A 21,723-nucleotide genomic window follows, 5' to 3' on the forward strand; every position below is an offset into this window, starting at 1 on the left:
ACAAATGCTGGGGGCTCTCCGGGTGCGCGGGCATCTTGCCCGCATCTTCCCATCCATTGCGCGCATCGTTTCCAAGGTGCGGACATCGCGACATGCAAGCATGTTGCTGTGATGTCCGCGCACCCGGGAACTCCCAGCTAATGCACCGGTGAGATGATCGTCACCGAATGGTCGAGCGAAAGGCGGCGGATGGCGAGTTCGGCGTCCATGACATTGTCCATGCCGGCGAGCACCGTCTCCGCTTCGTCGCCCCTGGCCTCGTGGCGCACCTCCAGGGTACCGAAGCCGCGCTCGATGCTCTTGCGCTCGACGCCGAGGATGGAGCGGGCGGACAGCGTTTCTTCCACCCCGTTGCGGATCGAGATCAGCACCAGCCGCCGGTCGGTGATCAGCACCACGCGGTCCCTTGCGCGGAGATAGGCGGCATAGGGTGCGCTGATGAGATAGACGCCGAAGATGCAGGCCGGCAGTGCCAGCAGGCTGAACAGCAGCGGCAGCACCAGCGAACCGCCATTGGCGATGGCCTGCCAGGCCGCGGAGAGACAGGCCCAGGCGATCGGCAGGCTCAACACCGTAATCATGGCGCCGGCGCCGAAGGTGGAAATGGCATTACGCGCCGCCTCGCGCGGGTCCGGCGTGGTGACGTAGACGATGGGTTCGGCCGGGGCCAGGGCCTTCACTGTCGCCCGGCGCGCCGCTTCACTGAGCCGTAACAGACCAGACATGGTGCCTTCTCGGTTCTCTCACGCCCAAATTACTTGTCACCCGGAACAGCAAGCCATAAAAGACCGGGCAATAAAAGCTTCAGTTCGAAACGGTTCTCAGCCAATGGACAAATTCACGACGCTCACCGGTGTTGCCGCGCCCCTGGAGATCACGAACGTAGACACGGACATGATCATCCCCAAGCAATATCTCAAGACCATCAAGCGCACGGGATTGGGCGCCGGCCTGTTTTCCGAGATGCGCTTCAACGACGACGGCAGCGAGAACCCGGATTTCGTGCTGAACAAGCCTTCCTATCGCCACGCCAAGATCCTGGTGGCCGGCGACAATTTCGGCTGCGGCTCCTCACGCGAGCATGCGCCCTGGGCTCTGCTCGACTTCGGCATCCGCTGTGTGATCTCCACCTCCTTCGCCGATATCTTCTACAACAACTGCTTCAACAACGGCATCCTGCCGATCGTCGTTTCGGAGTCCGATCTCGAAAAGTTGTTCGATGATGCCAGGCGCGGCGCCAACGCCACGCTGACGGTGGACCTCGAAGCCCAGGAGATCCATGGGCCGGACGGCGGCACGGTCACGTTCGACATCGATCCGGCCCGCAAGAACAAGCTGCTCAAGGGTCTTGACGACATCGGCGTGACCATGGAGAAGACGCCGCATATCGCCTCCTTCGAGCAGAAGACGGCTGCGGCGCGCCCTTGGATCTGAATGAGCCGCTCGAAAGCCCGCATGCCTTGTCGTGGTCCTGCAATCCCGGCGCTGGAAGGGGCCGGGCCGGTGGCGGCCATGCAACCCGCGGCGGCTGGACCGGCGGAACTCTGTCAAATTGTTAGGGTTGACGTTGCGAAGAAGCTGGTGCCGGCAATTTCCTAACGAAGCTATTGCCCGAGATAACCAGCTATTAACCCTGATAAGCTCTACTCGCCCGGAAAATTGCCCGAATTGATACTGATTCCTGGTTTGGAAGGTCTGTGATGCCCGATTTGTCCCGCCGCCTGTTCGTGCTCGGCGCCCCTCTCCTTCTCGCCAGCTGCGCGTCGTCCCGCCGCCTGTCGGCGGACGCCTTCTTCGACGGCTGGGGCGGGAGCGACTATAACTACCGCGCCATCTATGCCGGCAGCGAGGACAATGGCTATCCGGTGCCGGCGATCGACCTGAGGCAGATCGATCCAGCCTTCTACCGCCGTGAGGTCTCGGATCCGACAGGCGAAGCGCCCGGAACCATCGTGGTCGACCCCAATAACCACTATCTCTACCATGTGCACGACCAGGGCCTTGCCACCCGCTACGGGGTCGGCGTGGGTCGCGAGGGCTTCGCCTGGCATGGCAACGCCACCATCAAGCGCAAATCGGTCTGGCCGACCTGGACGCCCCCTTCCGACATGGTGAAGCGCGATTCCGAGGCCGCCAAATATGCCGACGGCATGCCCGGGGGCCCCGGCAACCCGCTGGGTGCCCGCGCCATGTATCTGTTCCAGGGCAATCGCGATACGCTCTATCGCCTGCACGGCACGATCGACCCCACCTCGATCGGCAAGTCCATGTCCTCGGGCTGCATCCGACTGCTCAACCAGGACATCATCCATCTCTACAACAATACGGCCGTGGGCACCCATGTAGTGGTGCTAGCCTCCGACGACCCGGGCGATGAGGTCGACGCTGCAATGTAAGGCGGGCAGAGCGCGTTATGAGAGCTCGGCTTAGAAAAGAGCGGCGATAGAAAAAAGCGCCGATACTACCGTCCTTACGAGCGCACTCTCTCGAATCGAGACCTGGAGCCTCTCCATCTGCCACATGACAAAGCTTTCATGCGGCTTCCTCTTGCATAGGCTATAGTGGAGTTCCGATCTTATCGCTGGATAAACGGGACTCCTTCGATGCATTACGCGCGCACGGCCATCCTCCTTGCCGGCATGACCGCCCTGTTCATGGCGATCGGCCTGGTTCTGGGCGGCAAGACCGGCATGATCATCGCGCTGGCGATCGCCATCGCCACCAATATCTTCGCCTATTGGCGCTCGGGCGACATGGTGCTGTCTATGTATGGCGCGCGCGAGGTCGACGCGCGCAGCGAGCCGGAGCTTTACCAGCTCACGGCGGGGCTGGCGCGCAACGCCGGCCTGCCCATGCCCAGGCTCTACATCATCGACGATCCGCAACCGAATGCCTTCGCGACCGGCCGCGACCCGGCCAATGCCGCCGTCGCCGTGAACAGTGGCCTGCTGCAGATGCTCTCGCGCGAGGAGGCGGCGGGCGTGATCGCGCATGAGCTCGCCCATATCAAGCATCGCGACACGCTGCTGATGACGGTGACGGCCACGCTGGCCGGCGCCATCTCGATGCTCGCCAATTTCGGCATGTTCTTTTCTTCAGGCCGCGATCGCGAAGGGCCTGGTCCCATTGCCAGCATCGCGATCGCCATCCTGGCGCCGGTCGCCGCCATGATCGTGCAGATGGCGATCTCGCGCTCCCGCGAATATGAGGCCGACCGCCTCGGCGCCGAGATCAGCGGCAATCCGCGCGCCCTCGCCTCGGCCCTGGCACGCATCCACGGTGCCGCGCAACACATTCCCAATGAAGCCGCGGAGGCCAACCCGGCCACGGCCCATATGTTCATCATCAACCCGCTGTCGGGCCGCTCGATGGACAACCTGTTCTCCACCCATCCCGATACCGGCAACCGCATCGCCGCGCTGGAGGCGATCGCCCAGCGCATGGGCGCCGCGCCGAAGCGTCAGGCCGGATTCGTCGAAGGTGTCGGGCTGGACGACCTGAAGCCGCGCGGGCCGTGGGGGTAACCGGGAACGCTTACCGAGAACGCCCTCAAGACAACGTCTTCACCCAGTAGGCAACAGCCGGATCACCAGGCCATTGCTCTGCAAGGCTCTTGAACAGTGCCAGAGCCTGCCCTGAATCCTGTCTCACCGCAGCGTAAGCCGCCAGATACGCCAGCCGCCTCTGGGGCGTGGCATCGTCGGGCCAGGGGCTGAACACGGCCGTCTCCGCGGCGCGCCCGCGTAGCACCACCGTGCCGAGCGGGCGCATGAGGTCCGGTTCGCCGATCGCCTTGGCCGCGCGGGCGCCGAGACAGATCGTCGTGCCAAACTGCTTGTTGATGGCTTCGAGCCGCGCGGCCGAGTTCACCGCATCGCCATGCGCGGTGTAGTCGAGATGGCCGAGGCCTCCGACATCGCCGACGATCACCGGCCCGGTATCGAGGCCGATGCGCGTGCGCCCGAAGCCAAGCTTCCTGGCATCCTCGCGATTGCGGAATTCCTGGGTGAAGCGGCCAATCTCGATGGCGCAATCCATCGCCACCCGGGCATGACCGGGCAGAGCGAGCGGCGCATTGAACAGGCCATGAACGGCATCGCCCACGATCTTGTCGACCATGCCGCCGTGGCGGATGACGATGGCGCAGACCCCGTCGAAATAGGCATCGAGCGCGCCGACCAGCGTGCGCGGCTCGGCGTTCTCCGACATGGTGGTGAAACCCTCGATGTCGGAGAACAACGCCGTGACCTCGCGCAGTTCGCCCTCGATCCTGAGTTCCTCCGGGGCCGCCGCCAGCCGGCGAACGATCTCCGGCGAAAGATAGCGCCCGAACTTGCGCTCGATGGCGTTGCGCAGCTTGCGGGTGCGCGCGAACATCACGACCAGGGCCGAATTGGCGGCGGCAACGGCGGGAATCAGTGGCCCGACGGGATCGATGAGCAGGCCCGTGCCGGCGAAGAGGCCGACACTGAAGCCGATCCAGCCGAGGATCAGGACAGCCAGGATCGAGCTTGCCACCAGCGGCCCGAGCCAGAGGGCGGCGGCAAGCGCGACCAGGCCGAGCGCGGCTGCCGCCGCCGGCTCGATGAGGCGGGGATTGTGGATGCGAAGCGGGATATCGCCTGAGCGCAGCCCTTCGATCGCTTCGGCCTGCACCTGCACGGTCGGCGTGTTCGGCGCCACGGCAGTGGCAAGGAAGGCACCCGCTTCCGGGGCTGTCGCGCCGATCAGGACGATGCGGCCTGCGAAGCGCTCAACCGCTATCTTGCCATCGAGCACATCCGCGGCGGAGACCGTGCGGGCTCCCCAGCTCAAGGGCGAGGTGAGATGCAGGCGGATGGATGCGCCTTCGCGCAGGGGGATATGACGATCACCCACGGAGATCGTCGCTCCGTCCGGTTCGATCACGAAGGCAGACGCCTGCTGGGTATCCCGGAAGACTTCCACGGCAAAGCCGGCATAATCCTCATTGGCGGCATTCACGAAAACAGGCGCCTGCCGCACCTTTGTCCCGGTGCCAGCGGAGAAGGAGAGCGCTCCCACGGCAACGGCGCCCTCGATGAGCACAGGCAAGGGGGCATCGACACCCTCCGCAGCCTGCGACGGTTGCGGCGTCGGCGCTCCCCTGGCTCTGGCGATCATCGCGGGAAAGGGCGGCTCGTCCTTGCCTTCTTCGTCCAGCAGAAGACCGAGGACCACGTCCGATCGCGCCAGGGCGTTGCCGAGCGCCTTGTCGTCATCGGGCAGGCTGTCGGCAACGGTGTTGAGGTCGGTCCTGCCGGTCGACTTCGCAAGCTCCCGCAAGGTCGGCCCCGGCGCACGGCGATCGGCACCGTTGAGCAGGATGTCGATGCCGATCACCGCGGGCTTGGCGTCCTGCAGCTTGCTGACGAGATCGACATAACGGGCTCGCGGCCAGGGCCAGGAGTCCTTTTCGGCCAGGCTGTTGCGGTCTATGGCGACGACCACCACGCCATCCGGCAGCCGCTTGGCGGGAATGACGGCTTCGATGAGATCGAAGGCCTCCTCGCGCAAGGTATTTGCCGCGTTGCCGGGATTGAGGATGAGGAAGCCGAGTCCGACGATGAAGGCCGCCAGGCCCGTCGCAATCGCGGGCTTGAACGCAGGATCAGCCACGCTCGGCGTCCTGGCTGGCGCCGTCTCCTCCGCCCGCAGCCGTCTCCGCCTGGGCCAGGCGCGTCAGGGCGGCGACGTCGCAATGCACGATGGCGCCCCGCCTCTCGATGGCCCCGCGCTCCTCGAAGGAGGCGAGCAGGCGGTTGACCTTGGGCCTGGAGGCACCGACGAAACTCGCGATGGCGCTCTGCGAAATTGTAAGCGGCGCACTGCGGCCCCCATCCGGCCGTGTGCGCCCGAAGCGCTGCACGTGCCAGAGCAGGAAGCGAGCCAGGCGCGCCTCCAGCGGATAGAGCGCGATCGATTCAAGCTGGTCGGTGGTGTCGCGCAACCGGGCGCACAGCACCTGCAGGATCAGCATCTGCATGGCAGGGCGGGTGGAAAGCAGTCGGGTAAAAGGCGCCTGTCCGATGAAGCCCACCACCACAGGCCCGACCGCCGTCGCATCGGCGGTGCGCCGCCCGCCATCAAGAACCGCGATCTCGCCGATCACATCGCCCGGCCCGGCTTCGCGCAGGATGAGCTCGCGTCCATCCACCGACACGATGGAAAGGCGGATCGACCCCTGCAGCACGATCAGCATCCCCTCTCCCGGCGCGCCGCGCGAGAAAAGCTGTTCGCCGTCCTTGAAACGCTGCTCGACGGCAAGGGCGGCCACGGCGTCGATATCGTCGGGACTGGCGCCGGCGAACATATCCAGGCGGCTGATGGCAGTGCGAAGGGGAGCGGACATCGACAAGGGCATTCCGTCTGAAGGCGGGACTACGCCCGCCATAATGGCTATGTCGGGCCGGCTCGGCAAATCATGGCGCAATTCTGCAGCATGATACCAGTGTCCATCTTGGCGACACACCCCAAGTTATGATGACAGTCGAGAGGTTCTTTGTCACTTTACCGGGATGTGTGCCGATGCCGTCGCATTCCCATCGTTGTCGCGCCTGCTGTCGCGGGTGGGCGGACGGCTGGCCGATATCGTGCTGCCGCCGCGCTGCCTGGTCTGTCGCGAAGTGACAGGCAGCCACGCGGGCCTTTGCGTAGCCTGCTGGCGCGACCTCTCCTTGATCGAGCGGCCCTACTGCGAAAGGCTGGGGATTCCCTTCGTCTACGACCATGGTGACGGCATGATCTCGGCCCAGGCGGCCGCCGACCCGCCAGCCTATGGCAAGGCCCGTGCCGCCGCGCGCTACGAGGGCGTGGCGATCGAATTGGTGCACCGGCTGAAATATGGCGACCGTGTCGAGATCGCACCCTTCATGGCGGGATTGATGACGCAGGCCGGACGCGACATCCTCGATGGCGCCGATATGCTCATTCCGATACCGCTGCACCGGCTGCGTCAGTGGCGCAGGCGTTTCAACCAGGCGGCGCTGCTGGCGCGCGAAGTGAGCCGGCGCTCGGCGATCGCCTATGAGCCGCTGCTGCTCACCCGCGCCAAGCGCACTGCCCGTCAGGTCGGACTGAGCCGCAAGGAGCGCGCCCGCAACCTGCAGGGCGCCTTCGCGGTGGCAGCGACGGACCGCCCGGCCATCAAGGGCAAGCGGGTCGTGGTGGTCGACGACGTGCTGACCTCGGGCGCCACGGCGGAAGCCGCCGCCCGCACCCTGGTGCGCGCCGGCGCTGCAAGCGTCGACATGCTCGTCTTCGCCCGGGTGGCCACGCCGTTGGAATGATGGAATGCAGGGACTTGAAGTAATGCTGGGGCTGGAAATGGGGAAGCAAGCGCCAATCGCGTGGCCGGAGAGCCGCGGGGACATTCTGGCGTCCCTGCAGGAAGCGGGCCTGCCCGCCGGCACCGCCGTCCATCTCGCCGAGCAGGCGCAGCCCGCGCTCCTGCTCGAGACCGAGGTCGCCGACGAGATGCAGATCCCGCTCGGCGCCAGCAAGATCGGCGGTTTGCCAGACCTGCCCCTCGACATGGCATGGCCCGAGCGCCCACCCTATGAGGACGCGGTCGTGCGGGCGCGGGCACACCGGGTCGAGGCTGCGCGTCTCCTGAGCGAGGCCACGCGGCCGGGCTCCTGGATGACGCCCGAGCAGGCCAGGCTCTTCAGCCGCGAGCGAGGCGATCTCGCTTCTGCGGTGGAGAGCGTGTTCCCGCTCGCCTTCATCGCCCAACTCGATCTCGCCAGCCTGTCGTCGCATGCGGGTTTCCCGGCTCTGCTGCCCCATCATGGCCGCCTCCTGTTCTTCTGCGACTATTGGGAACGCCCGCCGGGCTTCGACCCCCATACCGCCGCCGGCTTCCGCCTGATCTGGGACCGGACGCCAGTCGAGCAGCTCGAGCGCAAACCCGCCCCGGCCGTCCTGGCGGCGATGATGCGCGAGAGATGGAACAGCCTGTTCCGGCCGGCTGTCGTGACCGCGCGATCGGTCTTCACCACAATCCCGCCCAGTGACCGGAATTTCGACGCCTTTGCGCATGGCGAAGACGCCGGCGCCTTCTGGGACGAGGACAGCGATGAGACCCGCTACGAAGGCTGGCTCGCCCGCTTCGGCACGCCCGACAGCCGCGAGGGCCCGAACCACCGCCTCGGCGGCTGGCCCGCCCCGCTGCAGAACGGCATGCAGGCCATGGCCAAGCTCGCCACGCACGGCATCTATTGCGGAACCGGCGATGCTTTCAACACCGCCGAAGCCCGACACCTGCTCAAGACCGCCCATCGCTGGCGCCTGCTGCTGCAGATCGGCCGCGACGACGCCGCTGGCCTGCTCCCCTCCGGTTGCCTCTATGTGCTGATGCGCAAGCAGGACATGCGTGCCAGGGCCTTCGACAAGGCCTGGATGGTGTTCCAGAGCGATTGAGAGGGCCGTGGACATCCCAGTAACCGCCTCTTTGACTTCGATAACGCTCGCACCGCCTCCCTTGTGAGAGCCCCCCAACCGCCTATAATGCCTGATTGAATTTTGCCGGAACCTCCCTATTTCTCAGGGAGTTCTTTTACTGATCGGAAATACTGGCATGCCGCCCGTCGTGGTTTATTCCAAGTCCTGGTGCCCCTATTGCAGGGCAGCAAAGACCCTTCTCACCCGTAAGGGCGTTCCGTTCGAAGAGATCGATGTCGATGGCCGGCCGGAGCTGCAGAAAGCTATGAGCGTGCGAGCCCACGGCCAGTATACGGTGCCGCAGATCTTCATCGGCGAGACCCATGTCGGCGGCAGCGACGATCTGCACGACCTCGAGGCCACCGGCGGTCTCGACAAGCTTCTCGCAGCCTGAAGGAAATCCCACGATGCGATTCAAAGCCGCCGTCCTGCAGATGCGCTCCGGCGTGGTGCCTTCCGCCAATGTCGCCACCGTGGCCGCCGCCGCGCGCGAGGCCAAGGCCGCCGGGGCGGACTATCTGCAGACCCCGGAGATGACCACCGTGGTCAACCGCGACCGCGCCGCCATGATGGCCGCCATCGGCGATGACCGCAGCAATCCCGAGCTCGACGCCTTCCGCGCCATCGCACGCGAAAACGCCATCCATCTCCATGTCGGCTCGATGGCGGTGCGCGTCGGCGACAAGGCGGCCAACCGCGCCTTCGTGATCGACCCAAAGGGTGAAGTCGTCGCCTCCTACGACAAGATCCATCTGTTCGACGTCGATCTTGCCGGTGGTGAGAGCTGGCGCGAATCCAACGCCTATGTCGGCGGCAACGATGCGGTGACGGTGGACCTGCCCTTCGGACGCCTCGGCCTTGCCATCTGCTACGACGTGCGTTTCCCGCAGCTCTTCCGCGCCTATGGCGATGCGGGCGCCGATGTGATCACCGCCCCGGCCTGCTTCACCAAGCAGACGGGCGAAGCACATTGGCATGTGTTGCAGCGCGCCCGCGCCATCGAGAATGGCGCCTGGATGATTTCGGCCGCGCAGGTCGGCCATCACGACGACGGCCGCGACACCTATGGCCATTCCGTCATCGTCGATCCCTGGGGCCGCGTCACCGCCGATGCCGGCGACACGCTCGGCCTGATCTATGGCGAGATCGACGTTCATGCCGTGGCGGCGACGCGCGGCAAGATCCCAAACTTGAAGAACGCCCGTTCCTTTACCGTGAAGACGGAGCCGGCGCTGAGGGCTGCAGAGTGATCCGTTTCTCCCTTGTCTGCGACCAGGGACATGCCTTCGAAAGCTGGTTCCGCGACAGTTCATCCTATGACGACCAGGCTGGACGCGGCCTGTTGAGCTGCCCCCATTGTGCTTCGGTGAAGGTCGACAAGGCCATCATGGCCCCGCAGGTCGCCCGCAAGGACCGCGTGCCGGCTCCTCCTGTGGCGGCCCCACAGCCGGTGGCGCTGATGTCGCCCGAGGAGCAGGCGCTGCGCGCCAAGGTGCGCGAATTGCGGGCGATGCTGACCGAGAAATCCGACTATGTCGGCGAACGCTTCGCCAACGAGGCGCGCGCCATGCACGACGGCGAGATCGAGCACCGCGCCATCCATGGCGAGGCTTCGGGCGAGGATGTGCGCAGCCTGATCGAGGACGGCATCGAGATAATGCCGCTGCCGATGCTGCCGGACGAGCGGAACTAGGCTCACGAGCGTTGAGCAACTGTTCCAACAGCCATGCACGATCGGAACTTTTCTTCCACCGCAACTTGCGGTAGAGGACACCTACCAGGCCGGGCCCCTCTGGCAGTTCTACGGCAGGCCGTCAGCAATGGTTTCGATTCGGAAGCCTGACTGACGACCCAGCAGGAACTGTGATGTCGGACTGGAGCAGACAGAGCGGCCCCGGCGCGTCCCTTCCCCAACGCGGCCAAGGTTATAAACCTTGGCAAAAATCTGGAACCGCTCTCCCGCATCCATACGAGAGAGCCCTTCTCCATGTCCGACTTCGTGTTAACCGACCTCGTTTCCGTGGCTTCCATGGTCGCCCTCGGCCAGGTCATCATGATCGACCTCGTGCTGGCGGGCGACAATGCTCTCGTCATCGGCCTCGCTGCGGCGGGTCTGCCCAGAGAACAGCGCACCCGTGCCATCCTGATCGGCATCGCCGCCGCCACGGTCCTGCGCATCATCTTCGCCGCCGTTACCACCCAGCTCCTCGCCATCGTCGGCCTGCTGCTCGCCGGCGGCATCCTGCTGCTGTGGGTGTGCTGGAAGATGTATCGCGAACTGCGCACCGGCCATCATGAGGAGAATGCCGCCCACCACGCCCTGGCGGGTGGCGAGAACGGCAACGGCAACGGTTTGCCGCGCAAGACCTTCGCACAGGCCGCCTGGCAGATCGTGGTGGCCGACGTCTCGATGTCGCTCGACAATGTGCTCGCCGTCGCCGGCGCTGCGCGCGACCATCTGTGGGTGCTGATCTTCGGCCTCGCCGTTTCCATTGCCCTGATGGGCATCGCCGCCAGCCTCATCGCCAGGCTGCTGCAGCGCCATCGCTGGATTGCCTATATCGGCCTTATCGCCATCCTCTACGTGGCCTGCGACATGATCTGGCGCGGCGCCGCGGAGGTATGGCCGCTTATGTTCTGATTGGCACGTTCCAAAAGCCGTTGGCGCGGATTTCCTGCCCCAGGAAGCACTCCAAGGCCGATTTTGCAGCCTGTCTTTTTGGGTGCAGCGCGTAATGGATGAGGTGCGCCAATCATCCATTGACGTAGCGCCTGCGTTGCCTTCAAGCAAAGGATCCGCGGCGCCGCTTTCCTACACTAACCATCTGTTCTTGAATGGATATTTCGAAAATTGGGCCAATGAAATCGATTTATCGAAACGTTTGCGCCCGTGCCTGTTCTGAGGTACGTTCCTGAAAAATCGGTATGGACATCTCGATGGCACGGGCGACGGTGCATGATCTGGCAAATGCCGCAGGCGTAAGCCTGGCCACGATCGACCGCGTGCTCAACCGGCGCGGCGGCGTGCGGCCGGCGACGATCGAGAAGGTCGAACAGGCCATGGCGCGGCTGAACTACCGGCGTGACCTGGCTGCCGCCATGCTGGCCAAGCAGCGCGAATACCAGCTCGTCTTCCTCATCCCCACCGGCGTCAACACCTTCATGCGCAACCTCGCCGCCGAGGTGGCGCGCCTCGCCGATCTCAACGCAGCAGAGCGCGTCAGCATCCGCGTGATCGAGGTGCCACCTTTCGACGACGACACGCTCGCCCTCGCCCTCAACGGGCTGGAGGGCACGCCGCTCACCGGCGTGGCCGTGGTCGCTACCGACAACGCCCTGGTCCGCCAGGCCATCGACCGGCTCTCCGTTCGCGGCGTGCCAGTGGTGACACTGGTCTCCGACGTGCCGGCCTCGCGCCGCGCCCATTTCGTCGGCATCGACAACAGCGCCGCGGGCCGCACCGCCGCCTCGCTGATGGGCCGCTTCCTGAATGGCCGCAAGGGCCGCATCGCCATCCTTGCCGGCTCGATGTTGCTGCGCGACCATGCCGAGCGCCATTTCGGCTTCGAGCGCGTGTTGCGCACCGAATATCCTGAATTGGCCGCCCTGCCGGTGATCGAAGGCCGCGACAATGCAGCCATCGCCGAGGAGGTTCTCGGCGCCCTGCTCGATGCCCACAGCGACATCATCGGCCTCTACAGCCTCGGCGCCGGCAATCGCGGCGTCATCGGAGCCCTGCGCAAGCGCGGCCTCGGGCAGAAGATCTGCGTCATCGCCCATGAGCTGACCGACCATTCGCGCGAGGCCCTGATCGAGGGCACCTTCGACGCCATCCTTAACCAGGATCCCGGCCACGAAGCCCGCAGCGCCATGCGCGTCCTGCGGGCGCTGACGGACGGCCAGCCCATCGATCCCGGGCAGGAAAGGATCAGGATCGACATCTATCTGAGGGACAATCTGCCGTAGAGCGGGTGAAGGCGCCGATTTGCGCGCTGAGAGAACCGCGCGCGAATACTCCCCCTATGGCCCCTCCACCACTATCCGCGCGTCCTCGTGCAATGCTTTGCGGCTGTCGTCGCGCGAATAGAACATGTGACCGCCGCCATAGACCTTGAACTGCAACCGTCCCGGCGGGCCGTAGTCGGGCACCTGGTCGAGCAGGCGCTTGTTCTGGAAATAGGGGATCTGGATATCCGTGAGGCCGCCGGTCACCAGCACGCGGAAATGCGGGTCGAGCGCGAGCATGCCTCGCAGCGCATCCATGGACGAGGGCGGTGAAAGGTGGTCGCCCCAGTCCCATGAGCCACCGACCCGGCCGTTGAGGATCTCGTAGCGCTCGGCAGTCTTCCAGCCCAGCTCGCGATTGTAGAGATCCATGATCGAGCTGGTCATAGGCGCCTCCAGGCCCTCCAGGGCGGGGTCGTGCCAATTGTTGTAGTTCGAAGCCGGCTCCGGATCATAGGCGCTGACGGTGGCGTCGTAGAAGCCGACGACCTTGCCCTCGGGCCGGAGGATTTCGCGCTGGAAAGTCGTCTTGTCGATGCGCCCGCCGAGACGCTTGACCAATGCCGGATCCAGACCCGTCAGCTCGGTCACGCGCTGCACCATGCGGGCTACCGCTTCCGTGTCGCGCGGGCCGCGCAGGTAATCCTGCAGATAATCGCCGATCGCATATCGCTCGACATCCGCGAGCTGCCCGCGGGTGACGGGCCCGGACTGCTCACGGTGGGCGGCGGTGTAGGCCGGCAGGCGGTCCAGCCAATAAAATGCACCGTCGTCGGCAGAAAAGTCGAGCGCCGGCGAAATCAGCACCAGGCCGTTGATGCCGATACCCTCCTTCAGGGCGAGTTCCTCGGCCAGGCGTGGCCCGCGAAACCCGCCATAGCTCTCGCCGGCGATGAATTTGGGCGACTCGAGCCGCTGGTTCTGTGCGAGCCAGCGGCGCACCACCACCGTCAGCGCCTGGATGTCGCCATCGACGGACCAAAGGCTCTTGCGAACCTCGTCACCGGTCGCGGTGATACGGCTATAGCCGGTGCCCGGCGGATCGATGAAGACGAGATCGGTGAAGTCGAGCCAGGTCTCGCTATTGTCGACCAGCAGCGGAGGCGCCGAAGGATAGATCTTTCCGGCTTCCATCGGCAGGCGCCAGGGCCCGATGGCCCCGATATTCAGCCACGCAGAGCCTGCGCCGGGCCCGCCATTGAAGACAAAGGTCACGGGCCGCGATTTGACCTCTGCGCCGTCGAGCTCACAGGCGATATAGCCGACCTGCGCGAGTTCATGCCCCTTCTCGTCCCGAAGCCTTAGACTGCCGGCCGTCGCCTTGAAGCTCAGGACGCGGCCGCCCGCCAAGGAGATAGTGTGATGCGTAACCGAGTCCACCGGGAGGCTGGGCGGCCGATCGGCGTCCCGGTCGTCTCCCCGTTCGGCCTTGGCTGCAGGGGCGGCGGGCGAGCCATCCTGCGCCCGGCCCGGCATTCCCGGAACAACGATGGCGATAAAGGCCATTCCAACGAGCGCAAGCCAGCGAGACAACGACATGGGCACTCCCTGGAGCAAGGCGCGTTTAAGCGTAAACGCTGCTTTGCTCCGGCTCTTCGTTTCGACGCATCTTTGCGATTCTTACCGAGTCCGGCAAATCGCAAGACGCTATAGTTTCGGTGCAGATCATGGCAGGGAAACACCAGCTCTGCCCGTCGGAGGGGAGGTCCCAGAGACGCCCTCATCCGGCGCCACGGCTGAATACCATCATGTAGTTGACGTCCGTATCGCGGGCGAGCAGCCATTCGTCGAGCAGGGGATTATAGATCACGCCCGCCCGGTCGAGTTCCGCCAGCCCCTCAGGCTCGACTGCCACTCCAATCTCGGAAGGCGTGACGAATTTGTTCCAATCATGCGTGCCGCGCGGCACCCAGCGCAGCACGTTTTCCGCCGCTACGATGGCGAGCGCATAGGCCTTCATCGTGCGATTGATGGTGGAGACGAAGAGGAGGCCGCCGGGCTTCACCAGGCCGGCGCAGGTTTTGAGGAAGGCGGCGGGATCGGTAACGTGCTCGACGATCTCCATCGCCAGCACGACGTCAAAGCGCTCGCCCGCCGCCAGCAGGTCCTCGGCCGCGCTGTTGCGGTAGTCGATGGTGAGGTTGGAGCGCGCGGCATGGGCTTTGGCCATCTCGATATTGGCACCGGCCATGTCGATACCAGTGACCGAGCCGCCAAGCTTGGCCAGCGGTTCGCTGAGCAGGCCTGCACCGCAGCCGATATCGGCGAGCCGCAGATCCCTGAACCCGTCCAGCGCGGTGGCCGAGCGGCCGAAATGACCAGCAATCTGGTCCCGGATATAGCGTAGCCGCAACGGATTGAGCCGATGGAGTGCCTTCATGCTGCCGCGGGGGTTCCACCAGTCGGCCGCCATGGCGTCGAAGCGCTGGATCTCCTGCGGATCGACCGAAGAATTGGAGAGGGTGGCGTTCATCTGAGAACCTCAATCGTGGCGGATATCCGCGAATTCCCACAGGTAGCGCTGCCGGAAAAGTGAATCTCACAGCTGGGAGACTGGGTAAAGAGCGAACGTATCATCAGACCAATTAACCTGTCCTGCCTCAGGGGTATCTCGCATTAACACTACGAACCCAACTTTCTCGATATTGTCATCGCAAAATGGCAATTTCCGTCGCTGCTGGACTTTGAGCGGCCCCAATTTGAGCTATGGTCGCCCAAACCGGCTGAAGCCGGTACCAGCGCCGCGGTCAGACGGCGCAGCAAGATAGGGAGAATACGATGGCGTGGCGTGATGATGAAGCCCGGGCCGCCCTGATTCGTCGGGCAGCAGGCAGCCTGCGGGCGGGCCGGACGCCGCCGATGTTCGCCGAGGCCCTGTTCGGCCGCACGACGCTCGAGGATCTCTCGTCCCACGATGCCGCCTCCCTCGCCTTCCTGGCCGAGCAGGCCTGGGAGCATGTCCAGCGCCGCACGCCCGACCGGGCCGATATTCGCGTCGTCAACCCGATGATGCCCGATGGCCGCGAGATCTCCGTCGTCGAGATCCTCAACGACAACATGCCCTTCCTGTTCGACTCCACCATGGCAGAACTCACCGAACAGGGCACCGAGGCGCTGCTGGTTGCCCACCCGATCGTCGCAGTGGAGCGCGACGGCGACGGCAAGCTGGTGCGCTTCTACGGCAACACCCTGCCCGAAGGCGCCAAGGGCGAGCGCGAGAGCCTCATCCATATCCATATCCCGCGCATCGATTCCGATGCCGACCGCCAGAAGCTGGTCGACGGGCTCACACTCTCGCTCAACGACGTGCGCGCCTGCGTGCAGGACTGGCGGGCGATGCGCGACCGGGTCGAGCAGGCGATAGAGGCCTTCCGCTCGAATCCCCCGCCGCTGCCGGTGGATGAGATCGCCGAGGCCAACCAGCTCCTGCAATGGCTGTGCGCCGACAATTTCACCTTCCTGGGCCTGCGCGAATACCACTTCTCGGCCGAGGCGGACGCCTCAGACGAGGTGAGCGAGGGCCCGGGCCTCGGCATCCTGCGCGACCCCAACGTCAAGATCCTGCGCCGCGGCACCGAAATGGTGGTGATGACGCCGGAAATTCGCGAATTCATGCGCGAGCCGACCATCCTCATCGTCACCAAGGCCAATGTGAACAGCCGCGTGCACCGGCGGGTGCGCATGGACTATATCGGCGTCAAGCTCTATTCGCCGGAGGGCAAGATCGAGGGCGAACTGCGCCTCGTCGGCCTTTTCACCTCGGCTGCCTATACGCGCTCGGTGCGGCAGATCCCCTATGTCCGCCACAAGGTGGCGCAGGTGCTGCAGCGCGCCGGCCTCGACCCCGAAAGTCATTCCGGCAAGGCCATCCTCCACATCCTGGAGGAATATCCGCGCGATGAGCTGGTGCAGATCGACGCCGAGACGCTCTACAATTTCGTCATGGAGATTCTGCTGCTTTACGAGCGCCCGCGTCTCCGCGCGCTCGTGAGGCCCGACAAATTCGACCGCTTCGTCTCCATCCTCGTCTTCATCCCGCGCGAGAAATACGACACGGACGTGCGTCTCGCCATCGGCGCCCATCTCGCGCAGGTCTACAAGGGCCGCCTGTCGGCCTCCTATGCCGCCTTCCCCGAAGGCCCGCTCGCCCGTGTGCACTACATCATCGGCCGCTATGACGGCGAGACGCCGGTGATCGACCGGGCCGCGCTCGAGGCCGAGATCACCTCCCTCGCCACCAATTGGGGTGACAAGCTGAGAGCGGCGCTTGCCGGCACCACGGACGGCATGCGCGCCCGCCTGCTCGGAAACCGCTACGCCAAGGCCTTCCGTGGCGGCTATCCGGAAGTGTTCTCGACGGCACAGGCCATTGCCGACATCGGCGTCATCGAGAAGCTCTCGCCGGATCGCCCGGTCTCGCTTTCGGTCTACAAGCGCGAGGGTGACGACAACCCCAGCCGTTTCAGCCTGAAAGTGTTCTCGCACGGGGCGCCCCTGTCGCTCTCCTACCGCGTGCCGGTCATCGAGAACCACGGCCTGCGCGTCGTCAATGAACGAACCTATCGCGTCACACCCGCGGCCAATCCGGCTCCCACGCCCGTATGGCTGCACGACATGACCATCGAGACCGCCGATGGCCAGCCGATCAACATCACGAGTGATTTCAACCACCGCCTCGAAGCCTCGATCATGGCCGTGGTCAGCGACCGGGCCGAGTCCGACGGCTACAACGCCCTGATCCTGCGCACCAGTCTGGGCTGGCGCGAGATTTCCACCATCCGGGCCCTGTCGCGCTATCTGCGCCAGATCCGCGCACCCTTCTCCCAGGATTACATGTGGGAGACGCTGCGCAAGAACACCGAGATCACCGCCAGCATGGTGGCCCTGTTCCAGACGCGCTTCGATCCGCGCCTCGTCGCCACCGACGCCGAGCGGGCGGCGCGCGAGACGACGATCATCGCCAATATCGAAGAGGAACTGAAGCAGGTCTCTTCCCTCGACGAGGACCGCATCCTGCGTCGCTTCACCAATCTCGTGCAGGCGATCGTGCGCACCAACCTCTGGCAGGTTGGCCCGGATGGCCACCCCCGCGCGGTGATCACCTTCAAGTTCGAATGCCGCAAGGTCGACGGGTTGCCGGCGCCCAAGCCCCTCTATGAGATTTTCGTCTATTCGCCCCGCGTCGAGGGCATCCATCTGCGCTTCGGCAAGGTGGCGCGCGGCGGCCTGCGCTGGTCGGACCGGCCGCAGGATTTCAGGACGGAGATCCTCGGCCTCGTCAAGGCGCAGCAGGTCAAGAACGCCGTGATCGTGCCGGTGGGCGCCAAGGGCGGCTTCGTGCCCAAGCGCCTGCCCCCGCCCTCCAACCGCGACGCCTGGATGGCCGAGGGCACGGAAGCCTATCGCATCTTCATCCGCTCACTGCTCGAGTTGACCGACAACATCGACGGCGACAGGATCGTGCCGCCTGACAACACCATCCGGCATGATGGCGATGATCCCTATCTCGTGGTCGCGGCCGACAAGGGCACGGCGACTTTCTCCGACACCGCCAATGCGATCTCGATCGAGAAAAATCACTGGCTCGGCGACGCCTTCGCCTCCGGCGGCAGCGTGGGCTATGACCACAAGAAGATGGGCATCACCGCGCGGGGGGCCTGGGAGGCCGTCAAGCGCCATTTCCGCGAGTTGGGCACCGACATCCAGACCGTGCCCTTCAGCGCCGCCGGCGTCGGCGACATGTCCGGCGACGTCTTCGGCAACGGCATGCTGCTCTCGCCCGCCACCAGGCTGGTGGCCGCCTTCGACCATCGCGACATCTTCCTCGATCCCGATCCGGACCCGGCCGGCAGCCACGCGGAGCGCCTGCGCATATTCAACCTGCCGCGATCGAGCTGGCAGGACTATGACAAATCGCTGATCTCAAAGGGCGGCGGCGTGTTCTCGCGCTCGCTGAAATCGATCCCGCTGGCGCCCGAAGTGCGGGCGCTGCTCGACCTCAACAAACCGGAGGCGACGCCCTTCGAGGTGATGACGGCGATCCTGAAAGCCCGCGTCGACCTGCTCTGGTTTGGCGGCATAGGCACCTATATCCGCGCCGCCAGCGAGACCGACGACCTGGTCGGCGACCGCGCCAACGATCCCATCCGCATCACCGGCTCGGATCTGCGGGCACGGGTGATCGGCGAGGGCGCCAATCTCGGCGCCACCCAGCGAGGACGCATCGAAGCGGCGCAGAAGGGCATCAAGCTCAACACCGACGCCATCGACAACTCGGCCGGCGTCAACACCTCCGACGTCGAGGTCAACATCAAGATCGCCCTCGCCCGGCCCGAGCGCGACGGGCGCCTCAGCGAAGCCGATCGCAACGCCCTGCTCGCCGCGATGACCGACGAGGTCGGCCAACTCGTGCTGCGCAACAACTATCTGCAGACGCTCTCCCTCTCGCTCGCCGAGCGCAAGGGCCTGGGGGAGACGGGCTTCCTCACCCGCCTGATGCAGACGCTGGAACAGCGTGGCCTGCTCGATCGTGCGGTCGAGTTCTTGCCGGACGACAGCACGCTCGTCGAGCGAACCCGGCGCGGCCAGGCACTGACGCGGCCTGAGCTCGCCGTGCTGCTCGCCTATGCCAAGCTCACGCTCTATGACGACCTCCTGAGCACCAGCGTGCCGGATGATCCCTATCTCGCCCGCGAGCTGACCACCTATTTCCCGCAGGAATTGCGGCAGAAGTTCCCCGACGCCGTCGAGCACCATCGCCTGCGCCGGGAGATCATCGCCACCAACCTCGCCAACGGCATCATCAATCGCGGCGGCCCGTCCAGCGTGGTGCGGCTCAGCGACGAGACCGACGCCGATGTGCCCGCCATCGCGCAGGCCTTCGCGGCGGTGGACGAATCCTATGGGCTCGGCCGCCTCTATGACGGCATCGATGCCCTCGACAACAAGATCGACGGGCAGCTCCAGCTCGGCCTCTATGCCTCACTGCAGGACCTGCTGCTCTCGCGCGTGGTCTGGTATGTGCGCAATGTCGATTTCAGCCCGGGGCTGGAGGCGGTGATCTCGCGTTTCGGCACCGGCATCGGTGAAATTGCCGCCGGACTCGACGCCTCCCTGCCTGAGGACATGCAGGCCGCCCGCGGCAAGCGCCGGCAGGAACTCGTGGATGGCGGCGTACCCGAGGAACTCGCCGGCAAGCTCGCCAACCTCGACGCGCTGGGCTCGGCGCCCGACATCGTGCTCGTCGCCGGCCGCACCGGCCGCGCCATCGGCGAGACGGCCGCGACCTTCTTCGCGACCGAGGCCGACTTCCGCCTCGACCGCATCATCGCTGCCGCACGTGGGGTGCCTGCCAACGACTATTTCGAGCGCCTCGCCATCGACCGGGCGATCGACCAGATCGCGGCGGCCGAACGCCGCCTGGTGGCGGACATGCTGGCCACCGGCCTCTCTGGCCAGGCGGCGACGCAGGCCTGGCTCGAAGCCCATCCGGAAGCCACCCGCATCCGCCGCTCGGTGGAGGAGATCGCGGCGAGCGGCCTGTCGCTCGCCAAGCTCGCGGTGGCGGCGAACCTGTTGGGCGATCTGGTGAGGGAGTGAGGCTCAGGCTTTTGGACCAGATGCGGCGCGAAAGCCTCCCCCAGCTTCGTGGGGGAGGCCCGCGTCGCGCCGTTTTGTAGCTGCATTCATCCGACTTTAGCGCCATACTCCCTCTCGTCAGGCTGCGCTGAAAAGCAGCCGCATGGGGAGGAAGTCATGACAGTTTCGATTCATCCGGCCGTCGATGGCGGCGTCAAGAAAGGCAGCGACAGCTTTGCCGGCGGCACGCTGGTATGCGCCTGCCAGACCCGGCCGGTGAAGGTGGCGATCAAGGGGCAGATCGCCCACAACCACGCCTGCGGCTGCACCAAATGCTGGAAGCCCACCGGCGCAACTTTCTCGGTGGTCGCGGTGGCGCCCACCGGCAATGTCACCGTGCTGGAGAATGGCGACAAGCTCAAGGTGGTCGATCCATCAGCCCTGATCCAGCGCCATGCCTGCACCGAATGCGGCGTGCACATGCATGGGCCGGTGGAGCGCGAGCACGCATTCCAGGGTCTCAGCTTCGTGCATCCCGAACGCTTCGAGGAAGAAGGTTGGGCCGAGCCGGGTTTTGCCGCCTTCGTTTCCTCCATCATCGAGTCGGGCACCGACCCCTCCGATATGGCGGGCGTGCGCGGAAGATTGAAGGAACTGGGTCTCGAGCCCTATGATTGCCTGTCGCCCGGGCTAATGGACTATATGGCGACATGGGTGGCGAAGAAGAATGGGGTGCTGAAGTAGCCTGGGAGCGCGGACTTCCAGTCCGCTCTTGAACCACGATGAAGGCAGAACGAGGCGCAGCCGTCAGCACGGCCTGCGCCTTTTCATCGTGCCGATCCGTTTCAAGAGCGGACGAGACGTCCGCGCTCCCAGTTACCGCGCCAGATGATGCAGCACGATGCCGCTCGTCGTCGCGACGTTGAGGGAATCGAAGCCGCCTCTCATATCGAGGCGCACGCTGCGTAGCTGGCTCAATATCGCTTCCGGCAGGCCCGGCCCCTCGGCGCCGAACAGGACGGCCTGCCGCCCCCGAGGAGCGATGTCGCGCAGGGTCTCGCGGCCTGCGGGGCTGGTCGCCAGCACCTCGAAGCCATGCGCCAGCAAAGCGTCGCACAGCTTGGCGATCTCGCCGCCTTGCGCGAAGGGCGTGACCAGCGCCGCCCCGGCCGAGACCCGAATGGCCTTTCGATAGAGCGGGTCGCAGGAGGCGGCATCGATCAGCACGCCACCGACACCGAAGGCAGCGCTGTTGCGAAAGATGCCGCCGATATTGTCGTGGTTGGCGATGCCAGAGAGCCCGACCACGAGGGCATTCTCAGGCATGCTGGCCAGCAGGGATTCCGGCGAGGCTGGTTCTCCCCGCAGGCCGATCGCCAGGATGCCGCGATGCATCGGAAAGCCGGCGATGCGATCGAGCACCGCGCGCGTGGCGACATAGACCGGGATGGAAGTCGGCACGCTGGCGAGCAGATCGGCCAGTGGCTCGACCCGGTTTTCGCCGATCAGGATGGACTCGATGGCAAAGCGCCCGAGCTTCAGCGCCGTCTGAAGCACCACCTCGCCCTCGACGACGAAGCGGCCGCCCCGGCCCTTGAGATCGCGCTCGCGGATTTCGAGATAGGCCTCGATGCGCGGATCGGCGGGGTCTTCGACAGGGCGCAGAAATGGTGGCATGGG

Annotated in this window: 18 protein-coding genes; 12 read left to right on the forward strand and 6 right to left on the reverse strand. The window is 65.3% G+C overall.

The features are described 5' to 3' along the window. Window positions 1-137 precede the first annotated feature (137 nt). The gene (locus ACMDCR_RS30250) at window positions 138-725 is read right to left on the reverse strand and encodes a hypothetical protein (RefSeq protein ID WP_413990160.1); all 588 of its coding nucleotides are present in this window, start codon (window positions 723-725) and stop codon (window positions 138-140) included. Between the two features lie 103 nt (window positions 726-828). Here ACMDCR_RS30250 and leuD point away from each other — a divergent pair, with 103 nt between their 5' ends. The 3 genes from leuD (at window position 829) to htpX (ending at window position 3,524) form a co-directional block, all read left to right on the forward strand. After that, complete coding sequence (gene leuD / locus ACMDCR_RS30255) at window positions 829-1,434, forward strand: 3-isopropylmalate dehydratase small subunit (RefSeq protein ID WP_413990161.1); 606 nt, start codon at window positions 829-831, stop codon at window positions 1,432-1,434. A 266-nt stretch (window positions 1,435-1,700) separates the two neighbouring features. Continuing rightward, window positions 1,701-2,396 carry a L,D-transpeptidase gene (locus ACMDCR_RS30260; protein ID WP_413990162.1) on the forward strand — a complete coding sequence of 232 codons (696 nt, stop codon included), beginning with the start codon at window positions 1,701-1,703 and terminating at the stop codon, window positions 2,394-2,396. Window positions 2,397-2,603: 207 nt separating this feature from the next. Then, complete coding sequence (gene htpX / locus ACMDCR_RS30265; RefSeq protein WP_413990163.1) at window positions 2,604-3,524, forward strand: zinc metalloprotease HtpX; 921 nt, start codon at window positions 2,604-2,606, stop codon at window positions 3,522-3,524. A gap of 25 nt (window positions 3,525-3,549) precedes the next feature. On the opposite strand, the gene ACMDCR_RS30270 is transcribed toward htpX, so the two are convergent. Together ACMDCR_RS30270 and ACMDCR_RS30275 are read right to left on the reverse strand one after the other, a co-directional pair. Then, complete coding sequence (locus ACMDCR_RS30270) at window positions 3,550-5,637, reverse strand: CHASE2 domain-containing protein (RefSeq protein ID WP_413990164.1); 2,088 nt, start codon at window positions 5,635-5,637, stop codon at window positions 3,550-3,552. After that, window positions 5,630-6,370: a Crp/Fnr family transcriptional regulator gene (locus ACMDCR_RS30275; protein WP_413990165.1), complete on the reverse strand. Its 741-nt coding sequence runs from the start codon at window positions 6,368-6,370 to the stop codon at window positions 5,630-5,632. The genes ACMDCR_RS30270 and ACMDCR_RS30275 overlap by 8 nt, the downstream gene beginning before the upstream one ends. A gap of 196 nt (window positions 6,371-6,566) precedes the next feature. Here ACMDCR_RS30275 and ACMDCR_RS30280 point away from each other — a divergent pair, with 196 nt between their 5' ends. The 7 genes from ACMDCR_RS30280 (at window position 6,567) to ACMDCR_RS30310 (ending at window position 12,426) form a co-directional block, all read left to right on the forward strand. After that, a complete protein-coding gene (locus ACMDCR_RS30280; protein ID WP_413990166.1) occupies window positions 6,567-7,307 on the forward strand; it encodes a ComF family protein in 741 nt (246 codons plus the stop codon). A gap of 4 nt (window positions 7,308-7,311) precedes the next feature. Next, on the forward strand, window positions 7,312-8,439 hold the full coding sequence (locus ACMDCR_RS30285; RefSeq protein ID WP_413990167.1) for a YwqG family protein: 1,128 nt from the start codon (window positions 7,312-7,314) through the stop codon (window positions 8,437-8,439). Window positions 8,440-8,596: 157 nt separating this feature from the next. Further along, window positions 8,597-8,854: a glutaredoxin 3 gene (gene grxC, locus ACMDCR_RS30290; RefSeq protein ID WP_413990168.1), complete on the forward strand. Its 258-nt coding sequence runs from the start codon at window positions 8,597-8,599 to the stop codon at window positions 8,852-8,854. Window positions 8,855-8,867: 13 nt separating this feature from the next. Further along, window positions 8,868-9,710 (forward strand): carbon-nitrogen hydrolase family protein, encoded by an 843-nt coding sequence (locus tag ACMDCR_RS30295; protein WP_413990169.1) that lies wholly within the window; start codon window positions 8,868-8,870, stop codon window positions 9,708-9,710. Next, window positions 9,707-10,153, forward strand: a complete 447-nt coding sequence (locus tag ACMDCR_RS30300) for a DUF1178 family protein (protein WP_413990170.1) — start codon at window positions 9,707-9,709, stop codon at window positions 10,151-10,153. Before ACMDCR_RS30295 ends, ACMDCR_RS30300 begins: the two co-directional genes overlap by 4 nt. A 294-nt stretch (window positions 10,154-10,447) precedes the next feature. Continuing rightward, a complete protein-coding gene (locus tag ACMDCR_RS30305) occupies window positions 10,448-11,101 on the forward strand; it encodes a TerC family protein (protein ID WP_413990171.1) in 654 nt (217 codons plus the stop codon). A gap of 296 nt (window positions 11,102-11,397) precedes the next feature. Beyond that, on the forward strand, window positions 11,398-12,426 hold the full coding sequence (locus ACMDCR_RS30310; RefSeq protein ID WP_413990172.1) for a LacI family DNA-binding transcriptional regulator: 1,029 nt from the start codon (window positions 11,398-11,400) through the stop codon (window positions 12,424-12,426). Between the two features lie 54 nt (window positions 12,427-12,480). Here the strand turns inward: ACMDCR_RS30310 and ACMDCR_RS30315 are convergent, their stop codons facing one another. Together ACMDCR_RS30315 and ubiG are read right to left on the reverse strand one after the other, a co-directional pair. Further along, a complete protein-coding gene (locus tag ACMDCR_RS30315) occupies window positions 12,481-14,004 on the reverse strand; it encodes a S10 family peptidase (RefSeq protein WP_413990173.1) in 1,524 nt (507 codons plus the stop codon). A 181-nt stretch (window positions 14,005-14,185) separates the two neighbouring features. Next, window positions 14,186-14,938: a bifunctional 2-polyprenyl-6-hydroxyphenol methylase/3-demethylubiquinol 3-O-methyltransferase UbiG gene (gene ubiG / locus ACMDCR_RS30320; protein WP_413990174.1), complete on the reverse strand. Its 753-nt coding sequence runs from the start codon at window positions 14,936-14,938 to the stop codon at window positions 14,186-14,188. A gap of 305 nt (window positions 14,939-15,243) precedes the next feature. Here ubiG and ACMDCR_RS30325 point away from each other — a divergent pair, with 305 nt between their 5' ends. Both ACMDCR_RS30325 and gfa read left to right on the forward strand, forming a co-directional pair. Continuing rightward, window positions 15,244-20,064 (forward strand): NAD-glutamate dehydrogenase, encoded by a 4,821-nt coding sequence (locus ACMDCR_RS30325; RefSeq protein WP_413990175.1) that lies wholly within the window; start codon window positions 15,244-15,246, stop codon window positions 20,062-20,064. Between the two features lie 156 nt (window positions 20,065-20,220). Then, entirely contained in the window at window positions 20,221-20,787 is a 567-nt protein-coding gene (gene gfa / locus ACMDCR_RS30330) for an S-(hydroxymethyl)glutathione synthase (protein WP_413990176.1), read from the forward strand. Window positions 20,788-20,919: 132 nt separating this feature from the next. Here the strand turns inward: gfa and ACMDCR_RS30335 are convergent, their stop codons facing one another. After that, window positions 20,920-21,720: a TrmH family RNA methyltransferase gene (locus tag ACMDCR_RS30335; protein ID WP_413990177.1), complete on the reverse strand. Its 801-nt coding sequence runs from the start codon at window positions 21,718-21,720 to the stop codon at window positions 20,920-20,922. Between the last annotated feature and the right edge of the window lie 3 nt (window positions 21,721-21,723).

Source organism: Labrys okinawensis, from assembly GCF_047345005.1.
In the GTDB taxonomy this organism is placed as follows: Bacteria; Pseudomonadota; Alphaproteobacteria; order Rhizobiales; family Labraceae; genus Labrys; species Labrys okinawensis.

What these genes read in the sequence shown, in the direction of transcription:
- ACMDCR_RS30325 (WP_413990175.1), top strand. Translation starts at nt 15,244, where the DNA reads ATGGCGTGGCGTGATGATGAAGCCCGGGCCGCCCTGATTCGTCGGGCA.
- ACMDCR_RS30295 (WP_413990169.1), top strand. Translation starts at nt 8,868, where the DNA reads ATGCGATTCAAAGCCGCCGTCCTGCAGATGCGCTCCGGCGTGGTGCCT.
- ACMDCR_RS30310 (WP_413990172.1), top strand. Translation starts at nt 11,398, where the DNA reads ATGGCACGGGCGACGGTGCATGATCTGGCAAATGCCGCAGGCGTAAGC.
- ACMDCR_RS30275 (WP_413990165.1), bottom strand. Translation starts at nt 6,370, where the DNA reads ATGTCCGCTCCCCTTCGCACTGCCATCAGCCGCCTGGATATGTTCGCC.
- ACMDCR_RS30305 (WP_413990171.1), top strand. Translation starts at nt 10,448, where the DNA reads ATGTCCGACTTCGTGTTAACCGACCTCGTTTCCGTGGCTTCCATGGTC.
- ubiG (WP_413990174.1), bottom strand. Translation starts at nt 14,938, where the DNA reads ATGAACGCCACCCTCTCCAATTCTTCGGTCGATCCGCAGGAGATCCAG.
- grxC (WP_413990168.1), top strand. Translation starts at nt 8,597, where the DNA reads ATGCCGCCCGTCGTGGTTTATTCCAAGTCCTGGTGCCCCTATTGCAGG.
- ACMDCR_RS30315 (WP_413990173.1), bottom strand. Translation starts at nt 14,004, where the DNA reads ATGTCGTTGTCTCGCTGGCTTGCGCTCGTTGGAATGGCCTTTATCGCC.
- ACMDCR_RS30250 (WP_413990160.1), bottom strand. Translation starts at nt 725, where the DNA reads ATGTCTGGTCTGTTACGGCTCAGTGAAGCGGCGCGCCGGGCGACAGTG.
- ACMDCR_RS30285 (WP_413990167.1), top strand. Translation starts at nt 7,312, where the DNA reads ATGCAGGGACTTGAAGTAATGCTGGGGCTGGAAATGGGGAAGCAAGCG.
- ACMDCR_RS30335 (WP_413990177.1), bottom strand. Translation starts at nt 21,720, where the DNA reads ATGCCACCATTTCTGCGCCCTGTCGAAGACCCCGCCGATCCGCGCATC.
- leuD (WP_413990161.1), top strand. Translation starts at nt 829, where the DNA reads ATGGACAAATTCACGACGCTCACCGGTGTTGCCGCGCCCCTGGAGATC.
- htpX (WP_413990163.1), top strand. Translation starts at nt 2,604, where the DNA reads ATGCATTACGCGCGCACGGCCATCCTCCTTGCCGGCATGACCGCCCTG.
- ACMDCR_RS30260 (WP_413990162.1), top strand. Translation starts at nt 1,701, where the DNA reads ATGCCCGATTTGTCCCGCCGCCTGTTCGTGCTCGGCGCCCCTCTCCTT.
- gfa (WP_413990176.1), top strand. Translation starts at nt 20,221, where the DNA reads ATGACAGTTTCGATTCATCCGGCCGTCGATGGCGGCGTCAAGAAAGGC.